This window comes from Geodermatophilus sp. SYSU D01119 (genome assembly GCF_054049975.1).
The window spans coordinates 84,942-101,618 of the sequence record NZ_JBJGYL010000017.1 but is presented as its reverse complement, the minus strand read 5'-3'; the positions used below and the strand labels follow the sequence as shown (position 1 = coordinate 101,618).

Sequence of the window (16,677 nt, the reverse complement as noted above, 5' to 3'; positions counted from 1 at the left end):
CCCCCCCCCGCAGCGCGCCCCCCCCCCCCCCCCCCCCCCCCGCCCCCCCCCCCCCCCCCCCCCCCCCCCCCCCCCCCCCCCCCCCCCCCCCCCCCCGGGCTCAGGCCTCGGCGATGCGCTTGATCGCCGCGAGCGTGGCCGGGATGCCCTCGCGGGCCGCGCGGATGCGGGCCTGCACCTGGGCCGGGGCCTCGTCGGCGCCGTAGCGCTCGGTCATGAAGGCGACGCCGTCGGGGAGGAAGGCCCACGTCTCGGTGAGCCGGGTACCGCCCTCGACCGGCTCGAGCACGTAGCCCCAGCGGGCGCGCGAGCCGCCGACCAGCCAGGCGAACTCCCGGCCGCGGTCGGCGACGGCCACCCGGCTGCGGGTCTCCCACGTCCGCTCCGGCGTGACGTTGCGGCCGGTGAACCAGTCGCCGGCCTGCCCGGTGGCGCCCTCGTCCCACCAGCAGGCCACGCAGACCGGGCTCCACTCGCCGGTGCGGGTCACGTCGCTGACCAGGTCGTAGAGCTCCTCGGGGCCGACGGCGACGACGACGGATCCGGAGTGCGTCAGGTCGGACATGCCGCGGAGTCTGCCGTCCCGCATGCTCGGCGGCGATGAGCACCGTGAGCACCGCGTACGACGTCGCCGCCGTCCGTGCCGACTTCCCCGCCCTGCGGGCCGGCGCTGCCCACTTCGACGGGCCGGGCGGCTCGCAGGTGCCGCGCCCCGTCGCCGAGGCGGTGGCCGCGACGCTGATGGCGCCGATCGCGAACCGCGGGCAGGTCACCGAGGCCGAGCGCAACGCCGACGCGGTCGTCGTCGCCGCCCGCGCGGCGGTCGCCGACCTGGTGGCCGGCGACCCCGGCGGGGTGGTCTTCGGCCGGTCGATGACCCAGCTGACCTACGACCTGTCCCGCACGCTGGCCGCCGGCTGGGGCCCCGGCGACGAGGTCGTGGTCACCCGCCTCGACCACGACGCCAACGTGCGCCCGTGGGTGCAGGCCGCCGAGCGGCGGGGCGCCACGGTGCGCTGGGCCGACCTCGACCCCGACACCGGGGAGCTCACGCCGGACGCGCTGGCCGCCGTCCTCTCCGACCGCACCCGCCTGGTCGCGCTGACCGGCGCCTCGAACCTCATCGGCACCCGGCCCGACGTCGCCGCGCTCACCGCGCTGGCGCACGGGGCCGGGGCGCTCACCCACGTCGACGGCGTCCACCTGACCGCGCACGCGCCGGTCGACGTCGCGACGCTCGGCGCGGACCTCTACGCCTGCTCGCCCTACAAGTTCCTCGGCCCGCACCTGGGCTGCCTCGTCGCCGCGCCGTCGCTGCTGGAGACGCTGCACCCGGACAAGCTGCTGCCCTCCACCGACGCCGTCCCCGAGCGCTTCGAGCTGGGCACGCTGCCCTACGAGCTGCTGGCCGGCACGACGGCGGCGGTCGACTACCTGGCCGGCCTCGGCGGGACCGACGGCGACCGGCGCTCCCGGCTGGTCGCGGGCCTCACCGCCGTCGAGGAGCACGAGGACCGGCTGCGGCTGCGCATCGAGGACGCGCTCGCCGAGCTGCCCGGCGTGACGCTGTGGTCGCGGGCCGCGCACCGCACGCCCACCCTGCTGCTCACCTTCGCCGACCGGGCCGCGTCGGACGTCACCCGCGAGCTCGCCGCGCGCGGGGTCAACGCGCCGTCGGGCAACTTCTACGCGATCGAGGTCTCCCGGCGGCTCGGTCTCGGCGACACCGGCGGCCTGCGGATCGGGCTCGCGCCCTACACCGACGACGCCGACGTCGACCGGCTGCTCGACGGCCTCCGCGCCGCGCTGGGTCAGGCATAGGGAGCTCTACGCACGCATCGCGGACCAGAACGTGCGGATGGCTTCCGATGCCTCGTCAGCGCCTCGTCAGCGCAGGCCGGGGAAGCCCTCCGCGAGCTGGCCGAACGCCGTGCGCAGCGCCTCGGCCAGCGAGGGCGCCTCCCCGGACAGCCACACCTCGAACGCCGTCGTCGCCGCCGCACGGGTGGCCGTGGCGACCAGCCGCGGTACCAGCGCGGTCGGCTGCTCCCCGCAGCGGCGGGCCACGTAGCCGGCCACCACCCGGTCGACGTCGGCGTAGCGCAGCTGCGAGTGGGCCAGCAGCGCCGGCTCGGTGAGGATCAGCCGCATCCGCTGACGCAGCACCGGGAGGTCGTCGGGCGCGTAGTCGTTGGCCTCGACGTAGGCGCGCAGCACGGCGGTCAGCACCGGCACGTCGTCGCCGGAGTGCTCGAGCAGGGTGGCCAGGCGGTCGACGTGGCCGTCGAAGTCGCCCCAGACGGCGTCGGCCTTGCTGCCCACGGTGCGGAAGAACGTGCGCCGGCTGGTACCCGCGGCGGCGGCGATCTCCTCGATCGTCACCTGCTCGAAGCCGGCCGCGGTGAACAGCTCGAGGGCCGCCTGCTCGATCCGCGCCCGGGTGTCCTCGCGGAGGTCGGCGCGCAGCACGTCGGTCACCGGCACATCTTCGCCCGTTCCGGCCGGCCGGGAGCCGCCGGTGTGGCGCCGCTCACCCGCACGGTTGCCCGTGGCACTCGGTGCCTCTAGCGTCCTGCGCATCCCCGACCCACCCGATCCGGAGGTCCGCATGCCCGAGACGACCCAGACCGAGACCCAGGACGCGGCCGCGCGGGCCGCTGTCGCCGAGGAGGCGCTGGTCGAGGAGTCCCTCGTCGAGGAGGTCTCCATCGACGGCATGTGCGGCGTCTACTGAGCCGACCGTGACGACCCCGACCGCTCCGGCCGCGGACCACTTCGACCCCGCCGTGTCCGACCCGGCCGTGTTCGACCCGGCCGTGTTCGACCCGGCACTGCCCTGGCGTCGCGCCCGGTCGGTGGCGCTGCGGCCGGAGCCGTTCGGGGCGCTCGTCTACCACTTCGGCAACCGCAAGCTGTCGTTCCTGAAGTCGAAGACGCTGGTCACCGTCGTGGAGACGCTGGCCGACCACCCGAGCGCCAGCGCGACCCTGGTCGCGTGCGGCGTCCCCGAGGCCCAGCGGCCCGCCTACGTGAAGGCGCTGGCCGACCTCGCCCGCTCGCAGATGATCGAACGCCGGGAGCCCTCCGCATGACCGCCGTGATCCCGCAGCGCCCCGTCGGTGGGCGGCTGGTCGACCAGTTCGAGTACGGCCTCGACGCCCCGATCTGCCTGACCTGGGAGCTCACCTACGCCTGCAACCTGGCGTGCGTGCACTGCCTGTCCTCCTCGGGCCGGCGCGACCCCCGCGAGCTGACCACCGCCGAGGCCGAGGGCGTCATCGACGAGCTGCAGCGGATGCAGGTCTTCTACGTCAACGTCGGCGGCGGCGAGCCCACCGTCCGCCCGGACTTCTGGCACCTGCTCGACTACGCCATCGGCCACGACGTCGGCGTCAAGTTCTCCACCAACGGCGTGAAGCTGGACGCGGAGCGGGCGCGGCAGCTGGCGGCCACCGACTACGTCGACGTGCAGATCTCCCTCGACGGCGCCACCGCCGAGGTCAACGACCGCGTCCGCGGCACCGGCTCGTTCGCCACCGCCACGCGGGCGCTGGAGAACCTGGCCGAGGCCGGGATGAAGGACTTCAAGGTCTCGGTCGTCGTCACCCGGGAGAACGTCTCCCAGCTCGACGACTTCCGGGCCCTCACCGACCGCTACGGCGCCCAGCTGCGCATCACCCGGTTCCGCCCCTCGGGCCGCGGCGCCGACGTGTGGGACCAGCTGCACCCCACCCAGGCCCAGCAGCGCGAGCTGTACGCCTGGCTGCTGGCCAACGGCGATCGCGTGCTCACCGGCGACTCGTTCTTCCACCTGTCGGCCTACGGGCAGGCGCTGCCCGGCCTCAACCTGTGCGGTGCCGGACGGGTGGTCTGCCTGATCGACCCGGTCGGCGACGTGTACGCCTGCCCGTTCGCCATCCACGAGCAGTTCCTCGCCGGCAACATGCGCGGCGAGGGCGGCTTCCAGCGCGTCTGGCAGCAGTCGGACCTGTTCCAGGAGCTGCGCAGCCCGCAGACCGGCGGCGCGTGCACGAGGTGCGCCCACTTCGACGCCTGCCGGGGCGGCTGCATGGCGGCCAAGTTCTTCACCGGCCTGCCGCTCGACGGCCCCGACCCCGAGTGCGTGCAGGGTTACGGCGAGACCGCGCTGGCCGCCCGCGACCTGGACCTGGTGAAGCCGAAGAGCCACCTCGACCACTCGCACACCGGCCCGGTCCGCGGCCAGCCCACGCTGCTGGGCATGCCCGCCATCCCCGCTCGGTCCACACCCGCACCGCCCGCCCGGATCTGCGACGAGTCGCCCCTGGCGGGCTTGCCGCTGGGCTGAGCGCTCAGCGGGTCGGGGCCACCCCCGCGGACCCCGGCCCGTCGGGCAGCAGCCCGGGGGCCAGGTCCGCGAGGGTCATGGTCAGCAGCAGGGCGACGAGCACGGCGACGGTGAGCACGGGTCCTCCTCAGGGGCCGGAGCCGCCTCCGGGCGCCCGCGACGGGGGACACGGGCGCCCCGGAGGCGGCACGACCGAGGATCGGCGTGTCCGCTGACCGCCGGCCGTGCGCTGCCTGGGAGTCGGCTGGACGACCCCGGTGCGGCCCTCGTCCCTGCGCGCCTGCGTGAGGTCGACGTCAGCGTCATTGCCCGCCCGGGCGGCCTCCGCCTAGGTTGAGACGTGCGTCACGGGGGTCCAGCGCACCGCCGACCAGGGAGTCCACATGGGAAGACTCGACGGCAAGGTCGCCTTCATCACCGGCGCGGCCCGCGGCCAGGGCCGCAGCCACGCGGTCCGGCTGGCCCAGGAGGGTGCCGACGTCATCGCCGTCGACCGGTGCGCCGACGTGCCGACCGTCGGCTACCCGCTGGCCACCGAGGAGGACCTCTCCGAGACCGTGCGGCAGGTCGAGGCCCTCGACCGGCGGGTCGTCGCCCGGGTGGCCGACGTCCGGGACACCGCCGGGCTGCGGGCGGCCGTCGACGAGGGCGTCGCCGAGCTCGGCCGCCTCGACATCGTGCTGGCCAACGCGGGCATCGCCAGCTTCGCGCCGGTGGAGGACCTCACCGACGAGATGTGGGACGAGATGATCGACGTCAACCTCACCGGCGTGTTCAAGACGGTCCGCGCCGCCGTGCCGCACCTGCGGGCGCACGGGCAGGGCGGCGCGATCGTGCTCACCAGCTCCACGGCCGGCATCAAGGGCCTGGGCAACCTCGCCCACTACGTCGCCGCCAAGCACGGCGTCGTCGGGCTGGTGAAGACGCTGGCCAACGAACTCGCGCCGGACATGATCCGGGTCAACTCGGTGCACCCGACCTCGGTGAGCACCGACATGATCCACAACCGCAAGACCTACGGGAACTTCGTCCCCGACAAGCCCGAGGACGAGGTGACCCGGGACGACGTCGCCCCGATGTTCCAGGGGCTCAACGCGCTGCCGGTGCCGTGGGTCGAGTCGGTCGACATCAGCAACGCGGTCCTCTGGCTGGTCAGCGACGACGCCCGGTACGTCACCGGCGTCCAGCTCCCCGTCGACGCCGGGTCGGTGGTCAAGTAGTGGCCGGGCGCGTCGAGGGCAAGGTCGCCTTCGTCACCGGAGCCGCCCGCAGCCAGGGCCGCAGCCACGCGCTGCGACTGGCCCAGGAGGGCGCCGACGTCATCGCCGTCGACCTGTGCGGCCCGGTGGAGTCCATCGGGATGTACCCGCCGGCCACCGAGGAGGACCTCGCCGAGACCGTGCGGCAGGTCGAGGCGCTCGACCGGCGGATCGTGGCCGCCAAGGCCGACGTCCGCGACCCGGCGGCGCTGCGCGCGGCGGTCGACGACGGCGTCGCCCAGCTCGGCCGGCTCGACATCGTGCTGGCCAACGCGGGCGTCTTCGAGATCAAGCCCGCGCTCGAGCTCACCGACCGCGACTGGCAGGAGATGATCGACATCAACCTGACCGGCGTCTGGAACACCTGCCGCGTGGCGCTGCCGCACCTGGTCGAGGGCGGCGGCGGGTCGATCGTCATCACCAGCTCGACGGCCGGCATCAAGGGGACGCCGAACACGATCCACTACACGGCGGCCAAGCACGGCGTCGTCGGCATCATGCGGACGCTGGCCAACGAGTTCGGCAAGCAGTCCATCCGGGTCAACACGGTGCACCCCACCGGCGTCGACACGGTGATGATCCAGAACGAGCGGACCTGGGGCCTGTTCACGCCCGACGACCCCGAGCCCACGCGGGAGAAGTTCGCGGAGCTGTTCGAGACGCTGCACCCGCTGCCGGTGCCCTACGTCGACCCGGTCGACATCTCCAACGCGGTCCTGTTCCTCGTCTCCGACGAGGCGCGCTACGTCACCGGCGTGACGCTGCCGGTGGACGCCGGCTACACGATCCGCTGACCGCGGGGGGGGGGGGGGGGGGGGGGGGGGGGGGGCGCGCGCCCCCCCCGCGCGGGGGCGCGCGCGCCGCGCGCGCCGGCCGCCGCACCCGTCCCGCGTCAGGGCAGGTCGACGACGTCCTTCTCGCCGGTGTCGGGCCGGCTACCCGTGGCCTTGGCCTTGACGAAGCTCAGCGCCGTCGCCAGCCGGTTGCCGGGGGAGTCCCAGTACTCGGCGGTGTCGCCGTGCACCTTGACGAGCACGACCGACGGGTCCTCGGGACCCTGCGGCAGCCAGGCCTCGACGCCCTTGTTCCACAGCTCCTTCTTCTTGGCGACGTCCTCGGTGATCTCCGCGGTGCCGGTCAGCGAGATCCAGCTGCCACCGGAGCCGGCGCCGACGTTGACCTGCGGCGAGGAGGCGATGTGGGTCAGCCAGGGAGCGTCCTGCTCGGCGAAGAACCAGAGGTCGCCGTCGAACTCGACCTCCTGCAGGGCCATCGGGCGGCTGGTCAGCCGGCCGTCGGGCATGGTCGTGGTGAGGAAACCGAGCCGCTGGTCCTTGAGGATCTCGGCGACCTTGCGGACGGCGTCCGTGGAGTCGGTGGTCATGTCCCTGCCCTTCCCCGGATCGGCCCGCTGACACCGTCGCCGGCAGGTGTCGGTCCGGGAACCGGTCGGGGAACACGCGCGGGTACCGGAATGCCCGGCGCCCGTGGCGGCTTGCCCCCTCTCGTGACAGCGACCCAGGACCGGCCCGCCGCCGTCGCGGCGCCGCAGACCCCCGCCCGTCCCGGGACGGCCCGCACCGCCCTCACCCTCGGTGCCTTCGTGGCCCTCGGCCCGCTGACCGTGGACATGTACCTGCCCGCCCTGCCGACCATCGCCGACGACCTGCGGGCCAGCGCGTCGACGGTGCAGCTCACGCTCACCGGCACCCTCGTCGGCCTCGCGCTCGGCCAGCTGGTCCTGGGCCCGCTGTCGGACGCGCTCGGCCGCAAGCGGCCGCTGCTGGCCGGCACGGCACTGCACGTCGTCGCCTCGCTGCTGGTCCTGGTCGCGCCGTCGATCGAGGTGCTCGGGCTGCTGCGGTTCCTGCAGGGCGTGGGGACGGCGGCCGGCGCGGTGATCGCCCTCGCCGTCGTCCGTGACCTGTTCCAGGGCCGCGCGGCGGCGACCATGCTGTCCCGGCTCTTCCTCGTCCTCGGGGCGGCGCCGGTGCTCGCCCCGACCGTCGGGGGCGAGGTCCTGCGGATCACCTCCTGGCGCGGCGTGTTCCTGATCCTCGGGCTCTACGGCGTCGGCCTGCTCGTCCTCGGCAGGTACGCCGTCCGCGAGACGCTGCCGCCGGAGCGGCGGCGCAGCAGCGGCGTCGCCGGCACCCTGCGCAGCTACCGCGGCCTGTTCCGCGACCGCGCCTACGTGGGGCTGGTGCTCGTCGCCGGCCTGACCATGGCCGGGCTGTTCAGCTACGTCTCCGGGTCCTCCTTCGTCTTCCAGGACGAGTTCGGCCTCGACGAGCAGCAGTTCGGCCTGCTCTTCGGCGCGGGCGCCTTCTGGCTCATCGCCGCCACCCAGCTCAACCCCGTCGTGCTGCGCTGGTTCTCCCCGGCCCAGGTGCTGGTGACCGGCGTCGCCGCGGGTGCCCTGGCCGGTGGGGTCCTGGTCGCGCTGGCCGCCACCGGCACCGGCGGGCTGTGGGCGATCGCGCTGCCGCTGTGGGCGATCCTCGCCGCGTGCGGGCTGGCGCTGCCCAACGCCCCCGCGCTCGCCCTGAGCCGGCACGGGGAGGCCGCCGGCACGGCTGCCGCGCTCCTCGGCGCGGTGCAGTTCGGCGTCGGCGCCGCGGTGGCCCCGCTCGTGGGCGTGCTCGGCAACGACGCCGTCGCGATGGGCGTCGTCGTGGTGGCCGCCCTCGCGCTGGCGATGGTCGTGCTGCTCGCCGTCGTCCGGCCCTGGCAGCTGCCCGTGGAGACCGACGTCCCCGCCCAGGCCGTCTAGTGCCCGACCTGGCCGGCGCCGTCTGGCCGGAGCTCCCCGAGCGGCCACTGCTCGTCGTCCCGCTCGGGTCGGTCGAGCAGCACGGACACCACCTGCCCCTGGCCACCGACACCGTCGTCGCCGGGGCCGTGGCCCGCGCCGCCGGGCTCGACGCCCTGCTCGCGCCCGCCGTCCCGTACGGCGCCAGCGGCGAGCACGAGGGCTTCCCGGGCACCGTCTCGATCGGCACCGAGGCGCTGACCACCCTGCTCGTCGAGTACGGCCGCTCGGCCTGCCGATGGGCCGGGCGGCTGCTCCTGGTGAACGGCCACGGCGGCAACCTCGACGCGCTGCGCCGCGCCGTCCCGCTGCTGCGCGCCGAGGGCCGCGACGCCGCCTGGTTCCCCTGCGCCGTCCCCGGCGGGGACGCGCACGCCGGGCGCACCGAGACCTCGCTGCTGTTGCACGTGGAACCGGCGGCGGTGCGGACCGACCGGTCCGTCCCGGGGGCGACGACGCCGGTGGCCGAGCTGCTGCCCCGACTGCGGGCCGAGGGCGTGCGCGGCGTGAGCCCCACGGGCGTGCTCGGGGACCCGGCCGGCGCCACGGCGGACGAGGGGGCGCGGCTGCTGGCGGCGATGGCCGCGCGGCTGGCGGCGGCCGCCGCCCGCTGGGACGTGGGGGACGACGGCCGGCTGCGCTGAGCGGGCCGCCGTGCCGCCGGGGCGTCAGGATGTCCGGCGACGCACCGACCGGGAGGAGGGCCGAGTGGCCCAGCGGCAGGACGCGGGGACCGGCGTGGCGACGCCGCGGGTCGCCGTCGAGACCAACGGCATCAACGTCATCGCCGAGGAGGAGCGCCGCGGCGCCCCCCGCTCGCTGTTCTGGCCGTGGTTCGGCGCGAACGTCAGTGTCCTGGGCCTGGCCTACGGCTCCTTCCTGCTCGGCTTCGGCATCTCCGCGGCGCAGGCGCTGGTGGCCGGCGTCGTCGGCATCGTCGTGTCGTTCCTGCTCTGCGGCCTCGTGGCGATCGCCGGCAAGCGCGGCTCGGCGCCCACGCTGGTGCTCAGCCGCGCGGCGTTCGGCGTGCACGGCAACCGGGTGCCCGCCGTCCTGTCGTGGGTGCTGACCGTCGGCTGGGAGACCGTGCTCGTCTCGCTGGCGACGCTCGCCACCGCGACCGTCTTCACCGAGCTCGGCTGGAGCGGCGGCACGGCGACCCAGGTGGTCGCGCTGCTGGTCGTCGCGCTGCTCGTGGTAGCCGGCGGCGTCCTCGGCTTCGACGCGATCATGCGCATGCAGCGGGCGATCACCCTGGTCAGCGGCGTGCTGACCGTCGTCTACGTGGCGCTGGTGGCCGGCGAGGTGGACTGGTCGGCGGTGGGCGCGGCACCCGCCGGGTCGACGGCGGCCGTCGTCGGTGCGCTGGTGCTCGCGATGACCGGCTACGGCTTCGGCTGGGTGAACGCCGCGGCCGACTACTCCCGCTACCTGCCGCGCGCGGCGTCCACCCGCGGCGTCATCGGCTGGACGACGGTCGGCGGGGCGCTCGCGCCGGTGCTGCTGCTGGCCACCGGCCTGCTGCTCGCCGCGTCGGACCCGGAGCTCTCGGCGGCCGTCGGCGGCGACCCGATCGGCGCGCTGGCCTCGCTCCTGCCGACCTGGTTCCTCGTGCCGTTCGTCGTCGTCGCGGTGCTCGGCCTGGTCGGCGGCGCGCTGCTCGACATCTACTCGTCGGGCCTGTCGCTGCTGGCGGCCGGCGTGCGGGTGCCCCGTCCGGTGGCCGCGGGCATCGACGGCACGCTCATGGTCATCGGCGCGATCTGGGTGGTGTTCCTCGCCGACGCGAGCTTCTCCGTCCAGTTCCAGGGCTTCCTCATCACCCTCGGCGTGCCGGTCGCGGCCTGGTGCGGCGTCTTCCTGGGCGACCTGGCGCTGCGCCGGGGCGACTACTCCGACGCCGACCTCTACGACGCCCGCGGCCGCTACGGCGCCGCGCCGGCGGTCCCGCTGCTGCTCCTGGCGGTGGGCACCGTGCTCGGCTGGGGGCTGGTCACCAACGGCGCCGCGGAGTGGCTGACCTGGCAGGGCTACCTGCTCGGCCCGCTGGGCCTCGGCGGGCGCGAGGGCTCCTGGGCCTTCGCCAACCTCGGCGTCCTGGCCGCCTTCGCCGTCGGCCTGCTCGGCGCGCTGGCGCTGCGCCGCGGGGCCGTGCGACGGCAGGAGGCCGCCCCGGCGGTGCCGGGACGGCCTCCTGCGTACTGAGCGCGCCAGCCCTGCAGCGCCTCAGTCCTGCAGCGCCTCGGCGAACAGCGGGACGGCGTTCTCCAGCGCGTACTGCTGGCCCAGCGCGGAGCCGCTGGAGAAGGCGCTCACCAGCGTCTCGTCCTCCAGGACGACGGCGTTGCCCTGCTGCACCGAGCCCAGCGTCTGCCACAGCGGGTTCCCGGTGATCTGCGCCGGGTCGACGAAGATCGGGAAGACGACGGTCAGCGGCGCGTCGAGCAGCGAGACCTGCTCGTCGGAGACCGGGACGAAGAAGCTCTCGGTGGCCTGGTCCTGGATCGCCGGCTTGTTGGTGAAGCCGAGGGCCTCCATGAAGTCGACGCGGGTGTCGCCGCGGACGTAGGCGCCGAAGCCCTCGGAGGTGTAGGCGCCGACGGCGACCTCGGTGCCGTCGAACTCCGGGTGCTCGGCGGCGGCGTCGGTGAAGGCCTGCTCGACCTCGCCCTGCAGCTGCTCGGCCTCCTCGGTGCGGCCCAGCGCCTGGCCGACCAGTTCGAGCTGCTGCTGCCAGGTGGTCTGGTAGGCGCCGACGCCCTCGGGCGCGCCGACGGTCGGGGCGATCGCGGACAGCGAGTCGTAGCGCTCCTGGGTGCCGTCGGAGCGGGTGTCGAGGATGAGGTCGGGCTCGAGCGCCGCGATGGCCTCCAGGCTCGGCTCCAGCGTCTCGATGATCTCCGGCGCCTCGTCGTAGCGCCCCTCGGCCCACGGGCCCACGCCCTCGCCGCCGAAGCCCAGCCAGTCGCTCGCGCCGACCGGCTGCACGCCCAGCGAGAGCGCGGTCTCGGCGTCGGACCAGCCCAGGGCGACGACGCGCTGCGGCTCCTCCTCGATCTCCACGTCGCCGAAGGCGGTGCTCACGGTGACGGGGAACGCGCCGGCCTCGCCCCCACCCGAGGAGGGGGCCGACGACCCCGCCGACGAGCCGCCGTCGTCGGAGCCGCAGGCGGCCAGCGACGCGGCGGTGGTCAGGGCGGCCGCCAGCAGGGCGGCGCGCCGGGACAGGGCGTGGGACATCGCGGTACTCCTCGGTCGGAAGGAAGGGCAGCCTAACCTGACCCGTCCCTGCCGGTCGGGGTGGGCGGCGCGGCTGGTTAGGGTCCGGCCGTGGCAGATCTCTCCGGCTGGCTGGTCGTCGTCGACCTCCAGCGGGTCTTCGGCGACCCCGACTCCCCGTGGACGGCACCGCGCTTCGAGGAGGTCCGGCCGCGGATCCGGCGGCTGGTCGCGGCCTTCGGCGAGCGGGTCGTGTTCACCCGCTTCGTCGCGCCGGCCGAGCCCCAGGGCGCGTGGGCCGCCTACTACGAGCAGTACCCCTTCGCCCTGCAGCCGCCCGACGCGCCGCTCTACGAGCTGGTCGAGGAGCCGGGCGCCGCGCTGGTGCAGACGGCGACCACCTTCGGCAAGTGGGGCCCCGAACTCGCCGAGGTCGTCGGCGGCGGGCCGCTCACCGTGGCCGGCGTGGCCACCGACTGCTGCGTGGTCTCCACCGTCCTGCCCGCCGCCGACGCCGGCGTCCCGGTCCGGGTGGTCACCGACGCCTGCGCGGGCTCCTCCGACGACGAGCACGAGCGGGCCCTGCACCTCATGGAGCTCTACGCCCCGCTCGTCGAGCTGACCACCACGGCCGACCTCCTGGGCCGGTGAGCCCGAGCCTCCCGTCGCCGCCGGACGCCCGGCTGCCCGACGGGTACGCCGTCCGCCTGGCCTCCGGCACCCGCCGGGCGGAGGGCGGGACGGCGCTGCTCGGCGGCTCCCCGCTGCGGCTGCTGCGCCTCTCGCCGGCCGCCCGCGGCCTGCTGGACGGCGACCGGCTGACCGTGGCGGACGCGCGGACGGCGGCGCTGGCGGCCCGGCTGCTCGACGCCGGCGTCGCGGTGCCCGAGCCCGCCGGCCCGGCGCCCGGCCCGGCCGACGTCACCGTCGTCGTGCCGGTGCGCGACCGCCCCGACGGCGTCGCCCGGCTGCTGGCCGCGCTGCGGGCCGACCCGGCCACCGCCGGGGTGCGGGTGCTCGTGGTCGACGACGGCTCGGCCGACCCCGGCGCGCTCGCCGCCGCGACCGCGGGGGCCAGCGGGGTCGAGGTGCTGCGGCACGGGCGCTCGCGCGGCCCGGCGGCGGCCCGCGACACCGGCCTGCGGGCCGCGACGACCGAGGCGGTGGCGTTCCTCGACTCCGACGTCGTCCCGGTCCCCGGCTGGCTGGACGCGCTGCTGCCGCACCTCGCCGACCCGCGGCTGGCCGTCGTCGCGCCCCGGGTGACCGCCCTGCCGCCGCAGCGCCCCGGCTGGCTCTGCGCCTACGAGACCGCGGTCAGCGCCCTCGACATGGGCCCGGCGCCCGGCCCGGTCGCGCCGATGACCGGCCTGTCCTACCTGCCGAGCGCGGCGCTGCTGGCCCGGAGGGCGGCGCTCGGCGACGGCTTCGACGAGCGGATGCTCGTGGCCGAGGACGTCGACCTGGTGTGGCGGCTGACCGCGGCCGGCTGGCGGGTGCGCTACGAGCCGGCCGCCCGGGTGGCCCACGAGCACCCGGCCGCGACCGCGGCGTGGCTGCGCCGCCGCGCGCTCTACGGCACCGGGGCCGCGCCGCTGGCCGCGCGGCACGGTGCGCTGGTGGCCCCGGTGGTCATCAGCCCGTGGTCGGCGGCGGCGCTCGGTCTCGCCCTGGCCGGGCGGGGCGGCCGGGTCGCGGCGGTCGGCGTCCTCGGCGTCGCCGCGGCGCGCCTGGCGCACCGGCTGGCCCCCGCCGGCGGGCGCCCGCCGTACGGCCGGGCCGCCGGGCTCGTGCTGCGCGGCACCGCCGCGGGCGGCCGCACGCTGGCCCGCTCGGCCACCCGCCACCACTGGCCGCTCACCGTCGCGGCCGCCGCCGTCTCCCGCCGCGCCCGCCGCGCGGCCCTCGCGGTCGCGGCCGCCGACGCCGTCCTGGGGTGGTGGCCGCACCGCGGCCAGGTGGACCTGCCCCGCTTCGCCGCCGCCCGCCGGCTGGAGGACCTCGCCTACGGCGCCGGGCTCTGGGCCGGCGCGCTGCGGGCGCGCGACCCCCGTTGCCTGCTGCCCGTCCGCCCACCGGCCGCCTGACCTGCGGCGGGGCCCGGACCTGGGGCCTGGCGCGGGGGTGCGATCCGGGTCACCATGGGCGCACCATGTGCCTCAGCCCAGGGAACGTGCCGTGACCGCCGTCAGCCCGTGGCTCGCGCTGCCCGGGGGACGGCCGTCACCGGCGCACACCCGCCGGCTGCGGGCCGCGCACGAGACGCTGGTGACCCGCGGCGCCCCGCCGCCCCGGTCGGCCGTCCGCGAGGTGGTGTGGGACTCCTGGCGGCGCAGCCTCGGCAGCGGCGTCGACCCCGACGGCCAGCACCCGCCGGTCGACCTGCTCGACGACGACCTGGCCGCCTACCGCGCCGCCCACCCGCTCGCGCCAGTGCTGCCGGTGATCCGCCGCCTGCTCGTGGAGGACGCCGAGGCCGACCGGATGATCGTCGCGGTCACCGACGCCGAGGGCCGGATGCTCTGGGTGGAGGGCGACCGGCGGCTGCGCAGCCTGGCCGAGGGCATGCACTTCGTCGCCGGCGCCCGCTGGTCGGAGGAGGTGGCCGGCACCAACGCCCCGGGCACCGCGCTGGCCCTCGACCACCCGGTGCAGATCTACGGCAGCGAGCACTACCGCCGGCCCGTCCAGCCGTGGAGCTGCTCGGCCGCGCCCGTGCACCACCCGGTCACCGGGGTGCTGCTCGGCGCCATCGACGTCACCGGCGGCGACCACGTGGCCAGCCCGCACGTGCTCACCCTCGTGCGCGCCACGGTGGCCGCCGTCGAGTCCGAGCTGCGCTGGCTGCACCGCGAGGAGGAGGCCCGCGGTCCCGCCCGCCCGGCACCCGTCCGCGCCGCCGCGCCGCTGCTGGAGGTCCTCGGCCGCGAGCGGGCCCGGCTGACGACGCCGCGCGGGCCGCTGGAGCTGTCGCTGCGCCACTCCGAGCTGCTCCTGCTGCTCGCGGAGGCCGCCGCCGCAGGGGAGGGGCGCACCGCCGAACAGCTCGCCGCCGAGTGCCACGCCGCCGACACCGCCGCCGTCACCGTCCGCGCCGAGCTGTCCCGGCTGCGCCGCCTCGTGGGCGCCGACCTCGTCGGGTCCCGCCCGTACCGGCTGCTCGGCCCCCTGGAGACCGATCTCGACCGGGTGCGCGCCCTGCTCGACCGCGGCGCGGTGGGCGCCGCCCTCGACCGCTACCCCGGGCCGGTGCTGCCGCGCTCGTGCGCGCCCGGCGTCGTCGCGGCCCGCCGCCGCACGGCCGCCGTCCTGCGGTCGGCGGTGCTGCGCAGCCGCCGTCCCGAGCTGCTGCTGCGGTGGACGGCGCTGCCCGAGGCCCGCGACGACGTCGCCGTCTGGCAGGCCTGCCTCGAGGCGCTGCCGGCCGGCTCGCCCCGGCGCGGCGCCGTCGCCGGCCACCTGCTCGCCCTGCGGCGCGGCGCCCGCGGCTGAGACCGGACGCGCCGGTCCGGGAATGCCGCCCGGCGGCGGGGACTTGGCACGGCTACGTGAGTGCCCGCGCCGCCGCCCCGCCCGCCCCCGCCCGTCCCGTCACGCTCGGCACCCCCCGGGTGGCCGTGGCCCTGGTCGCCCTGGCGCTCGGCGGCTTCGCCATCGGCACCACCGAGTTCGTGACGATGGGCCTGCTGCCCGACATCGCGAGCGGCGTCGGGGTGAGCATCCCGGCCGCCGGGCACGTCATCTCCGCCTACGCCCTCGGCGTGGTCGTCGGCGCCCCGGTGCTGGCCGCGCTCGGCGCCCGCCTGCCCCGCCGGGCGCTGCTCGTGGGGCTGATGGCCGCGTTCCTCGCCGGCAACGCGCTCAGCGCCCTCGCCCCCGGCAACACCACCCTGCTGCTCGCCCGCTTCGTCAGCGGCCTGCCGCACGGCGCGTACTTCGGCGTCGCCTCGCTGGTCGCCGCCTCGCTGGTCGGCGCCGAGCTGCGCGGCCGCGCGGTGAGCACCGTGATGCTCGGCCTCGCGGTGGCCAACGTAGCGGGCGTCCCCGCCGCCACCTGGCTCGGCCAGACGCTGGGCTGGCGGTCGGCGTACTGGGCCGTCGTCGTCCTCGCCGTGCTGACCGTGGCCGCCGTGCTCGCCGTCGTCCCCTCCAGCCCGGGTGACCGCGACGCCACCGTGCGCGCCGAGCTCGGGGCCCTGCGCCGGCCGCAGGTCCTGCTCACCCTCGCGGTCGGCACCGTCGGCTTCGGCGGCATGTTCGCCGTCTACAGCTACGTCGCGCCGCTGGCCACCGAGGTCACCGGCCTGTCCCGCGGCACCGTGCCCTGGGTGCTGTTCGCCTTCGGCATCGGCGGCGTCGTCGGCACCGCGCTGGGCGGGCGGCTCGCCGACATCGCGCTGTTCCGGTCGCTGGTGGGCACGCTGGCCGCCCTGGCGGTGCTGCTCCTGCTCGTCGGCCCGGCCGCCGGCTCCGGCCTCACCCTGCTGGCCGGGATCTTCCTGCTCGCCGTCGCCGCGTCCACGCTGGTCGTCTGCCTGCAGCTGCGGCTCATGGAGGTGGCCGGCGAGGCGCAGATGCTCGGCGCCGCGCTCAACCACTCCGCGCTCAACGCCGCCAACGCGCTCGGCGCGTGGCTGGGCGGCGTCGTCATCGCGGCCGGGTACGGCTACACCGCGCCCAGCCTGGTCGGGGCGGGCCTCGCCGTCCTCGGCATGGCGGCGCTGGCCGCCAGCGCGGTGCTGCGCCGGCGCGAGCTGCGCGGCCTCGTCGCCGCCTGAGCTCTGCGGTACCGCCGCCTGAGGCGCTGCGGTACCGCCGCCTGAGGCGCTGCAGCACCGCCGCCTGAGGCGCTGCAACAGCGCTGCAACCTCTCTCCTGCGGGCGCCCGCCCCGCAGGTGCTCCGCGGATGCGGGTTCGTGTCGGCCCACGACCCGCATCCGCGGACCACCAGGGACCTCCGTCCCAGGTAAGCGTGGCCTAAGTCACTCTCCCGTTGCCAGACTCCGCCGGAGAGCGCCCGGCGGGCCGGGCGCCACGCGCCCTGCAACGGAGCGGAGGA

The 16,677-nt window shown here is 76.4% G+C and carries 17 protein-coding genes; 13 read left to right on the top strand and 4 right to left on the bottom strand.

Annotation, left to right across the window (positions count from 1 at the left end; translation table 11 throughout):
- Window positions 1–100: 100 nt before the first annotated feature.
- Entirely contained in the window at window positions 101–565 is a 465-nt protein-coding gene (locus ACI79X_RS14610) for an SRPBCC family protein (protein WP_457026134.1), read from the bottom strand.
- 35 nt (window positions 566–600) lie between these two features.
- Here ACI79X_RS14610 and ACI79X_RS14605 point away from each other — a divergent pair, with 35 nt between their 5' ends.
- Window positions 601–1,821, top strand: coding sequence for a cysteine desulfurase-like protein (locus tag ACI79X_RS14605; protein WP_457026133.1), 1,221 nt, complete (start codon window positions 601–603; stop codon window positions 1,819–1,821).
- 66 nt (window positions 1,822–1,887) lie between these two features.
- Here ACI79X_RS14605 and mftR read toward each other — a convergent pair whose 3' ends face one another.
- Entirely contained in the window at window positions 1,888–2,478 is a 591-nt protein-coding gene (gene mftR / locus ACI79X_RS14600) for a mycofactocin system transcriptional regulator (protein ID WP_457026132.1), read from the bottom strand.
- A gap of 130 nt (window positions 2,479–2,608) precedes the next feature.
- On the opposite strand from mftR, the gene mftA reads away from it, so the two are divergent.
- From mftA to ACI79X_RS14575, 5 genes are all read left to right on the top strand, one after another.
- Window positions 2,609–2,734: a mycofactocin precursor MftA gene (gene mftA, locus ACI79X_RS14595; protein WP_457026131.1), complete on the top strand. Its 126-nt coding sequence runs from the start codon at window positions 2,609–2,611 to the stop codon at window positions 2,732–2,734.
- 7 nt (window positions 2,735–2,741) lie between these two features.
- On the top strand, window positions 2,742–3,092 hold the full coding sequence (mftB, locus tag ACI79X_RS14590; RefSeq protein ID WP_457026130.1) for a mycofactocin biosynthesis chaperone MftB: 351 nt from the start codon (window positions 2,742–2,744) through the stop codon (window positions 3,090–3,092).
- Complete coding sequence (mftC, locus tag ACI79X_RS14585) at window positions 3,089–4,327, top strand: mycofactocin radical SAM maturase (protein WP_457026129.1); 1,239 nt, start codon at window positions 3,089–3,091, stop codon at window positions 4,325–4,327. Before mftB ends, mftC begins: the two co-directional genes overlap by 4 nt.
- Window positions 4,328–4,710: 383 nt before the next feature.
- On the top strand, window positions 4,711–5,547 hold the full coding sequence (locus tag ACI79X_RS14580) for a mycofactocin-coupled SDR family oxidoreductase (RefSeq protein WP_457026128.1): 837 nt from the start codon (window positions 4,711–4,713) through the stop codon (window positions 5,545–5,547).
- Window positions 5,547–6,380 (top strand): mycofactocin-coupled SDR family oxidoreductase, encoded by an 834-nt coding sequence (locus tag ACI79X_RS14575; RefSeq protein WP_457026127.1) that lies wholly within the window; start codon window positions 5,547–5,549, stop codon window positions 6,378–6,380. Before ACI79X_RS14580 ends, ACI79X_RS14575 begins: the two co-directional genes overlap by 1 nt.
- Window positions 6,381–6,478: 98 nt before the next feature.
- Here ACI79X_RS14575 and ACI79X_RS14570 read toward each other — a convergent pair whose 3' ends face one another.
- Window positions 6,479–6,970, bottom strand: a complete 492-nt coding sequence (locus tag ACI79X_RS14570) for a pyridoxamine 5'-phosphate oxidase family protein (protein WP_457026126.1) — start codon at window positions 6,968–6,970, stop codon at window positions 6,479–6,481.
- 123 nt (window positions 6,971–7,093) lie between these two features.
- Here ACI79X_RS14570 and ACI79X_RS14565 point away from each other — a divergent pair, with 123 nt between their 5' ends.
- The 3 genes from ACI79X_RS14565 (at window position 7,094) to ACI79X_RS14555 (ending at window position 10,603) form a co-directional block, all read left to right on the top strand.
- The gene (locus ACI79X_RS14565) at window positions 7,094–8,359 is read left to right on the top strand and encodes a multidrug effflux MFS transporter (RefSeq protein WP_457026125.1); all 1,266 of its coding nucleotides are present in this window, start codon (window positions 7,094–7,096) and stop codon (window positions 8,357–8,359) included.
- Complete coding sequence (gene mftE / locus ACI79X_RS14560) at window positions 8,359–9,042, top strand: mycofactocin biosynthesis peptidyl-dipeptidase MftE (RefSeq protein ID WP_457026124.1); 684 nt, start codon at window positions 8,359–8,361, stop codon at window positions 9,040–9,042. Before ACI79X_RS14565 ends, mftE begins: the two co-directional genes overlap by 1 nt.
- 64 nt (window positions 9,043–9,106) lie before the next feature.
- Window positions 9,107–10,603, top strand: coding sequence for a purine-cytosine permease family protein (locus ACI79X_RS14555; protein WP_457026123.1), 1,497 nt, complete (start codon window positions 9,107–9,109; stop codon window positions 10,601–10,603).
- 21 nt (window positions 10,604–10,624) lie between these two features.
- Here the strand turns inward: ACI79X_RS14555 and ACI79X_RS14550 are convergent, their stop codons facing one another.
- Window positions 10,625–11,638, bottom strand: coding sequence for an iron-siderophore ABC transporter substrate-binding protein (locus ACI79X_RS14550; RefSeq protein ID WP_457026122.1), 1,014 nt, complete (start codon window positions 11,636–11,638; stop codon window positions 10,625–10,627).
- A 90-nt stretch (window positions 11,639–11,728) separates the two neighbouring features.
- Here ACI79X_RS14550 and ACI79X_RS14545 point away from each other — a divergent pair, with 90 nt between their 5' ends.
- The 4 genes from ACI79X_RS14545 (at window position 11,729) to ACI79X_RS14530 (ending at window position 16,395) form a co-directional block, all read left to right on the top strand.
- Window positions 11,729–12,268 (top strand): cysteine hydrolase family protein, encoded by a 540-nt coding sequence (locus ACI79X_RS14545; protein WP_457026121.1) that lies wholly within the window; start codon window positions 11,729–11,731, stop codon window positions 12,266–12,268.
- Window positions 12,265–13,704: a mycofactocin biosynthesis glycosyltransferase MftF gene (mftF, locus tag ACI79X_RS14540; RefSeq protein ID WP_457026120.1), complete on the top strand. Its 1,440-nt coding sequence runs from the start codon at window positions 12,265–12,267 to the stop codon at window positions 13,702–13,704. Before ACI79X_RS14545 ends, mftF begins: the two co-directional genes overlap by 4 nt.
- A gap of 91 nt (window positions 13,705–13,795) precedes the next feature.
- Complete coding sequence (locus ACI79X_RS14535) at window positions 13,796–15,109, top strand: GAF domain-containing protein (protein ID WP_457026119.1); 1,314 nt, start codon at window positions 13,796–13,798, stop codon at window positions 15,107–15,109.
- Window positions 15,110–15,165: 56 nt separating this feature from the next.
- Window positions 15,166–16,395 (top strand): MFS transporter, encoded by a 1,230-nt coding sequence (locus tag ACI79X_RS14530; RefSeq protein ID WP_457026118.1) that lies wholly within the window; start codon window positions 15,166–15,168, stop codon window positions 16,393–16,395.
- The last annotated feature ends 282 nt before the right edge of the window (window positions 16,396–16,677 follow it).